General features: G+C 47.6%; 11 protein-coding genes. 1 reads left to right on the top strand and 10 read right to left on the bottom strand.

Annotated features, from left to right (window positions below; translation table 11 throughout):
- Window positions 1–40: 40 nt before the first annotated feature.
- The 4 genes from MYF79_RS21395 to MYF79_RS21380 all read right to left on the bottom strand — a co-directional run bounded on the left by MYF79_RS21395 (window position 41) and on the right by MYF79_RS21380 (window position 2987).
- Complete coding sequence (locus tag MYF79_RS21395) at window positions 41–475, bottom strand: hypothetical protein (protein WP_247809881.1); 435 nt, start codon at window positions 473–475, stop codon at window positions 41–43.
- Window positions 476–487: 12 nt separating this feature from the next.
- Window positions 488–691, bottom strand: coding sequence for a hypothetical protein (locus tag MYF79_RS21390; protein ID WP_247809880.1), 204 nt, complete (start codon window positions 689–691; stop codon window positions 488–490).
- Window positions 692–1021: 330 nt separating this feature from the next.
- Entirely contained in the window at window positions 1022–2050 is a 1029-nt protein-coding gene (locus MYF79_RS21385; RefSeq protein WP_247809879.1) for an alpha/beta hydrolase, read from the bottom strand.
- Between the two features lie 88 nt (window positions 2051–2138).
- Window positions 2139–2987: an AraC family transcriptional regulator gene (locus tag MYF79_RS21380; protein ID WP_247809878.1), complete on the bottom strand. Its 849-nt coding sequence runs from the start codon at window positions 2985–2987 to the stop codon at window positions 2139–2141.
- Window positions 2988–3109: 122 nt separating this feature from the next.
- Between MYF79_RS21380 and xth the strand changes: the two genes are divergently transcribed.
- Window positions 3110–3889 (top strand): exodeoxyribonuclease III, encoded by a 780-nt coding sequence (xth, locus tag MYF79_RS21375; protein WP_247809877.1) that lies wholly within the window; start codon window positions 3110–3112, stop codon window positions 3887–3889.
- A gap of 1 nt (window position 3890) precedes the next feature.
- Here xth and MYF79_RS21370 read toward each other — a convergent pair whose 3' ends face one another.
- From MYF79_RS21370 to MYF79_RS21345, 6 genes are all read right to left on the bottom strand, one after another.
- The gene (locus tag MYF79_RS21370) at window positions 3891–4292 is read right to left on the bottom strand and encodes a hypothetical protein (protein ID WP_247809876.1); all 402 of its coding nucleotides are present in this window, start codon (window positions 4290–4292) and stop codon (window positions 3891–3893) included.
- Window positions 4293–4361: 69 nt separating this feature from the next.
- Window positions 4362–7583 carry an error-prone DNA polymerase gene (locus MYF79_RS21365; RefSeq protein ID WP_247809875.1) on the bottom strand — a complete coding sequence of 1074 codons (3222 nt, stop codon included), beginning with the start codon at window positions 7581–7583 and terminating at the stop codon, window positions 4362–4364.
- A 15-nt stretch (window positions 7584–7598) separates the two neighbouring features.
- Window positions 7599–9098 (bottom strand): Y-family DNA polymerase, encoded by a 1500-nt coding sequence (locus MYF79_RS21360; RefSeq protein ID WP_247809874.1) that lies wholly within the window; start codon window positions 9096–9098, stop codon window positions 7599–7601.
- A gap of 1 nt (window position 9099) precedes the next feature.
- Window positions 9100–9837, bottom strand: coding sequence for an ImuA family protein (locus MYF79_RS21355; RefSeq protein WP_247809873.1), 738 nt, complete (start codon window positions 9835–9837; stop codon window positions 9100–9102).
- Window positions 9838–9992: 155 nt separating this feature from the next.
- Window positions 9993–10790: a helix-turn-helix domain-containing protein gene (locus MYF79_RS21350; protein ID WP_247809872.1), complete on the bottom strand. Its 798-nt coding sequence runs from the start codon at window positions 10788–10790 to the stop codon at window positions 9993–9995.
- 58 nt (window positions 10791–10848) lie between these two features.
- On the bottom strand, window positions 10849–11685 hold the full coding sequence (locus MYF79_RS21345) for an oxidoreductase (RefSeq protein WP_247809871.1): 837 nt from the start codon (window positions 11683–11685) through the stop codon (window positions 10849–10851).
- Between the last annotated feature and the right edge of the window lie 73 nt (window positions 11686–11758).

The following is an 11758-nucleotide window of genomic DNA, read 5'->3' as shown; positions in this document are numbered from 1 at the left end:
AGAATGTGGAATGTGCATTGAGGAACCCGGCGGCAGCAGGCTATGTATGTTCTGCCGCTGCCGCTGTCTTTTCTTTTTTGGTTTTACCCATCACATAACCGCTGCCTCCGCTCAGCAGCGCTGTGACAACTATTTCGATCACCCTCATGACTATTTCTTTATTACCGCTATAAAGACAATAGATGAAGAAGAGTATCAAAATAAGTAATACGGTAACCACCAACGAAAAGAACAATAACTGGTTCCTGAACCTATGTTTAGGAGTATCCCTCACATGTTCTGCATGTATGTCAATGTTTCTCATGGAAAGCTCGTGTGCCAAACTGATCTCTTTGATCCGGATGGCTAATTCCTGTTGTCTGCATTTGATCTCTTCTTTTTGAGCAGCAGCCATCTCCCGCAACAGTTCAACATTCAGTGGCGTATTGCGGTTGTTTGGGTCCTGCTGATGTATAGGGATAGTAGGATCGGACATATCAAGGCTGGTTTAAACGGTGGTATATCGGTACCCTGGTTTAAATTTAACCCGTACATGCCCCAGGATCTGGTTGCTACCCAGTGGAGGTGGTATAAACTTAGCAGTTTCAATAGCGTTGATATTTGTTTTTACGAGCCTGACATACTGATAAGGATTCAGTATTCTTTCTTCCGCAAATCCGGAAGTAGGCTGTACAGGTTTTAAAGGCATCATGTTGTTGTTGTGTTTACGAGTTATCAATAAAATTTAAAACTACTGGTAATGCAATGGCAATAATGTGCTGCATTAGTGGGTCTAAGATGTGGTGTGGAACGTGAAACAACAACAATAAATCTAATATGGAGAAGCCGTGCTGTGTATTACAATGGATCTGTCTTATACATAAACACACAACAAATATACATCCTGCCCCCGGATATTTCGTTAACTCAAAGTTAAAAAATCAAAATTATCTTCTCCCACTTTAACGGCTATATAAAATTGAAAATCCTCTGACGGTATCCGATACCGTCAGAGGATATATTTTTCCAACAAACCTTCGTTTTACTTCAGGTAAGCTTTCAGTTCATTTCCTGCCTGCAACATGGCAGAACGTGTGGTAGGAGTGTTTGCGATAGGATTCAGCAAACCATAATCATGAATGGCGCCGTTGTATCTTACCATTGTAACCTTCACACCTGCAGCGTCCATCTTGCGGGCATATGCTTCTCCTTCGTCACGCAGTACATCGTTTTCAGCTGTCTGCACCAGTGCAGGTGGTAAGCCTTTCAGCTGCTCGGTTGTTGCCTGTAACGGTGAAGCATAAATTTCTTTTCTTGCTGCCTGGTCTGTGGTATAATTATCCCAGAACCATTTCATCATATTTTTGGTCAGGAAGCGCTGTTCTGCAAACTGGTTATAGGAACCGGTCTCGAAGTTAGCGTCTGTCACAGGCCATAAGAGTATCTGCACCTTAATAGCAGGACCATTTTTGTCTTTCGCCATCAGCGCTACTACAGCTGCCATATTACCACCAACACTGTTACCGGCTACTGCCAGGCGCTTTCCGTCCACGTTGATTTCTTTACCGTTGGCGGCTACCCATTTGGTGGCTGCGTAAGCCTGGTTGATAGCTACCGGGTAATGCGCTTCCGGAGATGGTGTATAATCAACGAATACTGCTGCTGCTCCTGATGTTACAACCAGGTCGCGTACCAGTCGCTGGTGCGTAGGAAAATCACCCAATACCCATCCGCCGCCATGGAAGAACATAAAGACAGGTAATATACCTTTAGCGCCTTCGGGGCGAACGATATGCAGTTTTACTGTCTGGCCATCCTGTGTGATCGTCTTTTCGCTTACTGTAATGCCGGAAATATCCACTTTCACGCTCGATTGTGCGCCAACCAGTACGGCACGGGCATCCTTGGGAGATAATGTTTCCAGGGGTGCGCCACCACTGTTATTTAAGGCATGAAGAAAGGCCTTGGTGTGGCTGTCGATGTTTGGATCATTGTCTGGATTAACACTCTGTGCCATTGCGCCTACACTTAATAAAGCTGATGCTGCGAGTGAAAGTATTTGCTTTTTCATTTTGTGTGTTGTTGATTGTGATTGTTTTAATTTGATAACACAAAACTAGTACAGCAGGCAAAGGGGAACAATGCACGAATGACGACACTTATTGTACTTTTTCCCCCTCGGCGTATTTTTTCCGGAAAAGAAGGGGAGAGGCGTCCACCTGGTTGGTAAAAAGACGCACAAAATAGGCCGGGTCTTCATATCCCAGCTTATAACCGATCTCCTTTACACTGAGATCTGTATGGATCAGCAGCCGTTTTGCCTCCAGTATAATGCGCTCCTTAATAATATCATTTGGAGTTTTCGAACCATGCCGCGAAATCCTTTTACTCAGCGCTTTGGGTGTGATATTTAATAGGTTGGCATAATCAGCCACGTTATGATGCGTCGTATAATGCGCTTCTACCAGCTGACTGAATTTCCTGATGAACTCTACCTCCTGCGCTATACCGCTGTCGGCCAGGTCATGTGCTTTCTTCCACATACGGGTGGAGCGTATAATGAGTTGCTTCAGGTAAATGCGGATCATTTCTTCCATACTGCTTTCCTCATTGATCGCTTCCTGCTTTATTTCCTGTATCAGGTGCCTCGTTTGCCGGGAAGCTTCCGCATCCAGGAATACCACGGGTATTTCATACACGTTATTATATAACAGACCATCGCAGGCTACTTCCTTGTCATGGATCTGTATACAGTAAAAGTCGCGGTTGTAATATAATAAAGTCCCCTTACCGTTGAATTTATACCATTGTCCATCCTTTATAAAGAACAGTGCATCCTGCTCCAGCGTATATTCCCGGAAGTCAACCATTACCTCGGCGCCCGCTTCAATGAAAAGGATCTTAATGAAGGAATTATAATCTTCATACCTGATATCGCCGGCATTAGTTGCATCAAAATCCAGGCATCCTATAGTCTTGGAAAAGAAATGTTTCAGCAAATGTTCCATGCTGCAAAGTTATGGCCTTTTTCAATCTCTGTCATTAACAAAGCCCAGCTTGGTGGTATGATCTTACATAAGCCTTATCTTCGCTATGGAAGTAAATACGCAATTGAACCAAGCCGATTATTATGAAGATAGCAACTTATAATGTCAATGGCGTCAACGGACGCTTACCCGTCTTACTCCGCTGGCTGGAAGAAACGGCGCCGGATGTTGTCTGTTTACAGGAGCTGAAAGCTCCGCAGGAGAAATTCCCCGAAGCGGCTATAAAAGATGCCGGCTACGATGCCATTTGGCATGGTCAGAAAAGCTGGAATGGTGTAGCTATCTTAAGCCGCAGCCTACAGGTGGAAGAGGTGAGGCGTGCACTGCCCGGAGACCCGGAAGATACTCATAGCCGCTATATCGAAGCTGTAATTAATGGCGACTTCCTGCTGGGCTGTCTGTATCTGCCGAATGGTAATCCTGCACCGGGACTTAAATTCGATTATAAGCTCAATTGGTTCAAACGCCTGACAGCACACTCGAAAGAATTGCTGTCGAAAGATCTTCCTGTAATACTCACAGGCGATTATAACGTCATTCCCACAGAAAAAGACGTTTATAAACCGGAACGCTGGGTGGACGATGCCTTGTTCAGGCCTGAAACGCGGGCTGCTTTCCAGGAATTGCTGGCGCAGGGCTGGACAGATGCTATCCGCAAACTGTACCCCGAAGAGAAGATCTATACTTTCTGGGATTATTTCAGGAATGCCTATGGCCGCGACGCCGGTTTACGGATCGATCACTTCCTCCTGAGCCCACACTTCAATAAACGCCTTAAAGCGGCAGGGGTGGACCGCCATGTACGCGGCTGGGAAAAGTCGAGCGATCATGCGCCTGTATGGATCGAAGTAACAGGGAAATAAGCTATTGCTTAGCCGGCAACATATGTATTTCCAGCAGCATGCCCCCCGGGTCCTTATAGCCAAGCACGAACTGATCCTGCTCCAGTTTTATTACCTGGTACAGGGTCTGTTCCCTGGTCTGGTTATCAGTGATCATTAACAGTTTTTTAGCAGGATCATACTGCCAGCTGCCATGCTCCTTTTTCCCGTTTTCAATGGATAATACCCGGTTGTCTTTATAAAAGATCATTCTGTCTTCCTGTTGTCTGGCAGAGGGGGACTGCTTTTTGCCACTCTCTCCATAAAAGGCCAGGCTCCACTCTTTCGAGATCATAGCTGTAAAAGAAGTATCCTTATTTTGGCCAAAACCTTGTACGACGGTAGAAAATAATGAAGCAAGCAGCAGGAAGAAAGGCCTTTTCATAGATCGTATTTTGATAAATTTACTATTATCCCTGCATATATCCTGCCAGGCCGGCAAACACCAGTAGCCTTACCTGAAATTCCTTGCTTCAGGAAGCCTGATCTGCTGTGTATTTTCCTGGTTTTGAGCAGCTTGTTCATCCATGTCAAAAAGTACATTTTCTGCGGATGGCTGTGATGCGCTTACCTCTTCCTCCTGCACTGCCGTGAGGTGATGCAATAGTCTTGTCAGGTTGTGACAACTTTGTACAACAACATGTATCACTTCTCCTTCACGCTGTACTTTACCTTGTACCATCAGTAACCTGGATTGCAGGATCTCTTTCCTGAATTGCTGGTAGAGTTTTTGAAACACCACAAGATTAGCATGTCCTGTCTCATCTTCAATAGTAATGAAACAGATACCGCTGGCTGTTCCCGGTCGTTGCCGCACCAGCACAAGGCCCGCTACCATTACGGGCATACCGTCAGTCATGCTTTCCAGTTCATTGATAGCCCGGATATGCAGCATGCTTAGTTTCTCCCTGACAAAGCTCACCGGATGGGCCTTTAAGGATAAGGACAACGCGCTGTAATCATGCACCACATGTTCGGCATCTGTCATCTTCGGAAGTGCTACCGGCTTTTCAATAGCGCTTTCTGAGGGCCCGCCGCTAAACATCCCGATAGGACGATCGCCCAGGGCAGATATTTCCCACAATGCCTGCCGCCGGTCCAATCCCAATGACCTGAACGCATCGGCATCGGCCAGCCTTTCAAGGGTCGTTTGCGATACGCCTGCCTCCCTCAGCGCGAGTACCGTTGTATAAGGTGTTTTCCTGGCAGATACGAGCACTTCGATCTCCTCCTGTTGTAAACTTCTTATCTGGCGGAATCCCAGTCGTAAGGCACAATATTTATTATTCACCAATTCCTCTAAAGTATTATCCCAGTTCGAGTGATTGACATCTACCGGCCTGACTTCCACACCATGTTTGCGGGCGTCGATCACGATCTGTGCAGGCTGATAAAATCCCATCGGCATACTATTCAGTAAAGCACAGGCAAATACATCAGGCAAGAAACATTTAAGATAAGAAGACACATATACCAGCAAGGCGAAACTGGCGGCATGGCTTTCCGGGAATCCATAACTACCAAAGCCCTCCAGCTGCTTGAAAATACGGCGTGCAAATTCTTCCGTATATCCCTTGTTTGTCATGCCCTCGATCAGTTTCTTTTCAAACTTGCTGACAATACCCTTTGCCTTGAACGTAGCCATACTGCGACGCAATTCGTCCGCTTCCGCCGCTGAGAAACCTGCAGCTACCATGGCGATCTGCATGGCCTGTTCCTGGAAGAGAGGAACGCCTAGTGTTTTCGCCAGTATTCCCTTCAATTCCTCTGAAGGATAATCCGGCGCTTCTTCATTATTACGCCTGCGCAGGTAAGGATGTACCATGCCTCCCTGTATAGGCCCTGGTCTTACAATAGCTACTTCAATCACCAGGTCATAAAATCGTTCAGGTCTCAAACGTGGCAGCATAGACTGTTGCGCACGGCTTTCGATCTGAAACACGCCAATAGTATCTGCACGGCTGATCATCTTATATACTTCGGGGTCCTCTGCTGGTATATTCGCCAGCGTATAATCTTTTTGATGATGCGCTTTCGCAAGATCGAATGCTTTCCTGATACAGGTCAGCATACCCAGCGCAAGTACATCTATCTTCAGAAAGCCCAGTGCATCGATATCATCCTTATTCCATTCAATACAGGTCCGTCCTTCCATGCGGGCATTCAGGATAGGACAGAGGTCGGACAATTTATCTTCCGTAATAACAAAACCGCCGGTATGCTGCCCCAGTTGCCGGGGAAAACCAACCATCTGTTCTGTCAGTTCCATTACCTTCTTAAGATGAGGATCCCTTGTATCTAATCCCTGTTCCGCAACACGCTGCTCACTGAACTCTTCGTCTGAATGATGCCAGATAGAGGATGATAAACGGTTGATGGTATCTACGGATAATCCCATCGCTTTTCCCACGTCCCTGATAGCGCCCTTATGGTGCTGTTGCGTGACCGTGGCCACAATTGCTGCGCGGTCCCGGCCGTATTTGTTATAGATGTATTGCATGACTTCCTCCCTGCGTTCATGTTCAAAGTCAACATCAATATCAGGAGGTTCATTGCGGGCAGAGGAAATGAACCTTTCAAACAGGAGGTCTATCTGTGTCGGATCTACTGATGTGATACCAAGACAATAACAAACAGTGGAATTAGCCGCAGAACCGCGTCCCTGGCAAAGAATGTGCTGACTTCTGGCAAAACGCACAATATCATACACTGTCAGGAAATAAGAAGCATAATTCATCTCCTTGATAAACGATAACTCATGAAGGATATTAGCCGAGATCTTTTCGGGGATCTCTTCCCCGAAACGCTCCCTTGCGCCTTCCCAGGCAAGATGTGTGAGCTCTTCCTGTGGTGTGCGTCCTGCTGTGGTCAGCTCATGCGGATAAACATATTTTAAACTGTCCAGTGAGAACTGGCATGCCCGGGCTAATTCATGTGTGCGTTTAATAGCATCAGGATATTGCCTGAACAGGCGGTGCATTTCAGTGATAGGCTTCAGATACCTTTCCGCATTCTGATGCAGCCGGAAGCCTGCATTGTAGATCGTACATTTTTCACGGGTGCAGGTCAGTATATCCTGCAGCTGCCGCCGCTCCGAATGATGATAATGTACATCGTTGGTAGCGATCAGCGGGATGTGCAGGCTGGAAGATAATTGTGAAAGCTGGTATATTCTCTTCTGGTCATCCCCGAGATAGGAGCGTGTAGCTGCCAGGTACAGCTGTGGGCCCAGGTGTTTGCCATACTCCTTCAGGGCCTCTTTGAACGGTGTCTCAAAATCAAAGGAGCTCGTCAGCCGGTCTGGTGGAACAGCAATGAATTTCATGCCTTCCGCATGCTCATACACGTCTTTTTTATACAGGTGACAATCGCCTTTTTCTGCACGCAGGTTTCCTTTCGTCAGCAGTCTGCAAAGCAGGCTATAGGCTGCTTTATCCGTCGGATATGCCAGGAGGCTGGGGCCATCCATCAGATCGAGCCTGCACCCGACAATGATCCGCATATTATTCTTTTTGGCGGCAACATGTGCGCGCACAATGCCAGCCAGTGTATTACGGTCAGTGATGGCAATCTCCTTATAACCATAGGCCGCCGCCTGCTCCACCAGTTCCTCCGGATGGGAAGCGCCTCGCAGAAAGCTGAAATTGCTGGTAACCTGCAGATCAATGTAATTCATACAACATCACTTTAACTATGCAAAAAAACCATGAATAAACCATTGGGACTGATCGCCGGAATAATGCCCCGATCGGAACAGCCAATAACGTTGCCCGTCTGCATCTTCCACGTTATAATAATCCCTGTGCTCTCCGCCATCCAGCCACCATTCACGTTCTATCCGCTCAGGTCCGTCCGCTTTTTTGATCTCATGCAGTTTACCTTTATAGCGGAACAACATGGGAGGATAATCCGGTATCGGCGCCGTTACTTCAATTGGCTCCGGCTTGGACAACAATTGCACCGGTCGTGGTTTATCTGTCCGCCAGGTAGTAGCGGGCTTTTCATCAAGAGAAGTCGCCATTTCGAACGACCGCTCCGGCCAGTAATGTTCGGCCGGCAGATAACGGCGGATGCAGTCTTCCCCCAGTTTGCCCGACACCCGGTCCAGGAATTCCGCCACTGCAGGCGCTTTTATGCCGGGATTGCCTATCCATAAGGCTTCCTGCAGGGACGATACCTCTTCCACCTTTGTGGCTTCCAGTGTAAATAGTTCAATACCCAATGCGGGTTCTATAGTGGGGATCTTCAGCTCAAATAACCGAAAAAGGTGCTGCGGATTGTGTGAAGCATGACTGGTCCCGATCTCCGCCTGCACCATCCTGTTATCTACGCGATAGCCTTTCAGGATAGCGGTACGGAGCCCTTTCCCTTCTTTCTGCAGGCGCAGACAAAGCTGTTCCAGCAATACTTTCATGGCTATTTCAATACCGGGGGCCGTACGGATCGGTTCCAGGCAAGGTAGACGTTCTTCATAGGGCGGCAGCGGGTAAAGCGGTTCAATGACCTCCATTTCATATCCCAAAGCCTGCCCAAGCCGGATCAGCAATTGCTGCCCGAAACGCCTGCGCAATACAGGCCCCGGCATCTGTATGAAACTACCGATCTTATGTAGTCCGAGTTTCTGTAAACGGGCAAGCGTCTCTGCCTCCAGGCGTAAAGCCGCAGGAGGCAGAGACATCAGGGCTTCACGCTGCCCTCCGCTGTCTATAATGGGCGTTATTTTTCCATAACGGGAAATAGCCCAGGCTGCTCCTATGGTGTCTGCCATCGCCCCACGTACATCATAGCCAATGGCGCGTAGTTTGGTAATGATCTCTTTCAGATAGGGCCGTTCACCTCCCCATAGATGCGTACAGCCGCTTACTTCCAGCAAAAGGCCATCCGGCAGGTCTGTTCCCACAACCGGTGTGTAACGGATGCACCATTCACCCAATGCTTTCAGTAATTGTGCGCTCCGTTCAGGTTCATCATCAAATGCCTGCAGGGAGGATACGAGCGCCTTGGCATCTGCCAGCGGCATGCCGGCACTGATACCTTGTGCTTCTGCCGTGGGACTGGCAGCCGTGATCACCATTCGCCCATGCACGGGCGCTGCCAGCACAAAGGGTTTATGCTGTAGCTCCGGCTGGCGGCGTACATGCCAGTCAGTCAGCAGGTGACGGAACCATATGGACATAAAGCGCCTGGACATATCAGCCTGCTTTTAATTGCTGCTCCTGCACAATAACGGTAGCAACATCGTCTGAAATAACCACACATTTCCCTTCCGCCCATTCCATCTTCCAGCTGCCGGGACGCCCGTTGCGCACCTTCAGCAGGTCTACCTGCCAGCGGGGAAAGCCAAGACCCGGCATACCTCCTTCCAGCTCGCTGGGCAAAGGCGTGATCTTCCAGCGGGTTACGCATGCCGTTGTATTGATACTTCTGGGAGAAGTGCGGAGAATGAAACCCGTCACCTTACTTTGTTCCACTACCAGTTGCAGCCGGCGGGACTGTGTAAAGCTGAGCTCCGGTACTTCAGCGATCACCGCGGCAATACCGGGGCATTTAAGCGCTTCTTCCAATGTCCAGAGCGCATCTTTTATCCGTTGCAGATCGATGAAAATGACCCTGTCCGGCGCTATGCCAAAGGCCATCAGGGAAGGAGGGAAAAGCGTCCTGGCCACACTTATCCAGATGCAGGCGCCTCCGCGTTGCATCAGGTTGCCGGCAAGGACGCTTACGAAACCGCTTGTTGCAGCTGCATGTTCTTTTGCTGCACAGAGAAATTCATGTACAGCGCCTGTTGGAAAAATACCATTCGGGAAAGCCGTGTTGACAGGGCCCAGGTCTATATCAGGTATAGTGTCAGTCAGCTTTGACCTGAATCCTTGCATCTGAAGGATATCCTTCTGCAATTGTGAAATAATATCTGCTTTTACTCCTGGCATACCTGACTGCTGATTGAATACGAACAACTAATTTATTTAGCAATATTACTAATTAAATTAGTATTCAGAAAGAGTGTTTTTTACACTTTTAGCAGTGCAGGTGCTTAGCAGGAAGATTATCAGTCAATTAAGTATTGCTCTTGGCAGGTAGATCCTTAGATCCGGCTGGGGGCCATTCCGTACATTTTCTTGAACGCAAAGGAGAAGTGGGAGAGATCTTCAAATCCGACATCTATATACACATCAGAAGGGGCTACACCTTTTTCCTTGATCCGGTAATACGCTTCCTGCAATCTCTTTTGTTGTAACCATTTGCCGGGAGTAACACCGAATGCTTTTTCAAAATCCCGCTTAAATGTCGAAAGACTTCTACCAGTTAAATAAGCAAATCTGTCGAGCGACACATTAAACAGAAAATTCTTGTTCATAAACGCTTCCAGATCGATCTTCCCGGGTTCTGTAAGATCAAACAGGATGTCTTTTAAGGCCGGATTTGTTTGCAGCAGCACGGCGATCGCTTCTTTTACCTTCAGCGACAGCAGCACCTGGTTGTTACCATGCATCAGTGCATCATAAGGCTGTAAAGAGTCTATATAACTTTTAAGCAGGGGATGGGAATGTAGCAGCATGACCGGTGGGGTTTGCAGGTGTTGGGCTGAACTATACCCATACTCGGCAGCAAAATTCCTGAGCGTTTGCTGATCGAGGAAAACAGAGATGTTTTTATATTCACCATTTACCGGAGGTTGTTTGGTGAATTTTATCAGGCTGTTCCTCTTGCTTAACCTGAAATCACCCTCCTGGAAAGTATATTGTTTTTCTCCGTCAGTCATCGTCAGTTTGCCAGATAGCTGGTAACTGAACACATGCTCCGGTACAAATTGCTCACCTTCTCTCGTCTGGTTGTAATAACAGGAATAGGTGATCTGTTTCAATGGTGTTTGCTCATTCATATCTTCTGAATAAATGACCTGGCTGCCGGGAGACAGCCAGGTATAACAAAACTAGAATTTATTTGGTATTATCCTCGTCTGTAGATTCACTTATAGAAAGCCATTTATCCAGTTCTTCCCGTCTTGCGGCATCTGCCTGTTTCAGCAGGTTGGTTGCGTCACTGCCTAGAACGAGATGTACGGGTGGCTCCGGATGATCTGCCAATTCTACAAGCACTTTAGCTGCCTTGTCAGGATTGCCTTTTGGAATGAATTGATTGTTCTTAAAAATAGCAGCCCTGCTGTCAACAGTAGATTCATAACCTTCTACATGCGGCGCTGCACTCATGGATGCTCCTGCCCAGTCTGTACGAAATCCCCCCGGTTCTACGGATGTCACTTTTATGCCCAATGGCGCCACTTCCTTTGCCAGTGCTTCACTGAAGCCGGATAATCCCCATTTGGCACTCTGGTAGATACTTAACCCTATACTTGTAATTCGTCCGCCTACAGAACTAACCTGCAATATCCTGCCGGAACGCTGTTTTCTCATATACGGAAGTACAGCTCTTGTAATTTCTACCGGTGCATAGAGGTTTGTTTCAAACTGGCTGCGTACCTGTTCATCTGTAAATGCTTCAGCAGCGCCCACGATGCCGAATCCTGCATTGTTCACCAGCACATCAATACGGCCGAAATGTGCGATAGTAGCCGCTACCGCCTGATGTACCTGCTTATAATCTGTTACGTCCAGCTGAACGGGAAAGATATGATCGCCGTATTGCTGTACAAAATCATCGAGTTGTGAAGGATTCCTTGCAGTCGCTGCCACTACATCTCCTTTTGCCAGCACTGCTGCAGTTAAACTCCTGCCTAATCCTCTTGCACTGCCTGTAATAAACCAAACTTTAGCCATAATCTTAAGTTTTAACGTTACTCAAAATTACAGACTCCTGCCCGCCGCAGGTTTGTTGCAAAGTTCAATTTGC

It is taken from the genome of Chitinophaga filiformis, assembly GCF_023100805.1.
In the GTDB taxonomy this organism is placed as follows: domain Bacteria; phylum Bacteroidota; class Bacteroidia; order Chitinophagales; family Chitinophagaceae; genus Chitinophaga; species Chitinophaga filiformis_B.
The sequence above is the reverse complement of the archived record's forward strand: the minus strand, read 5'-3'. Positions and strand labels throughout refer to the sequence as shown.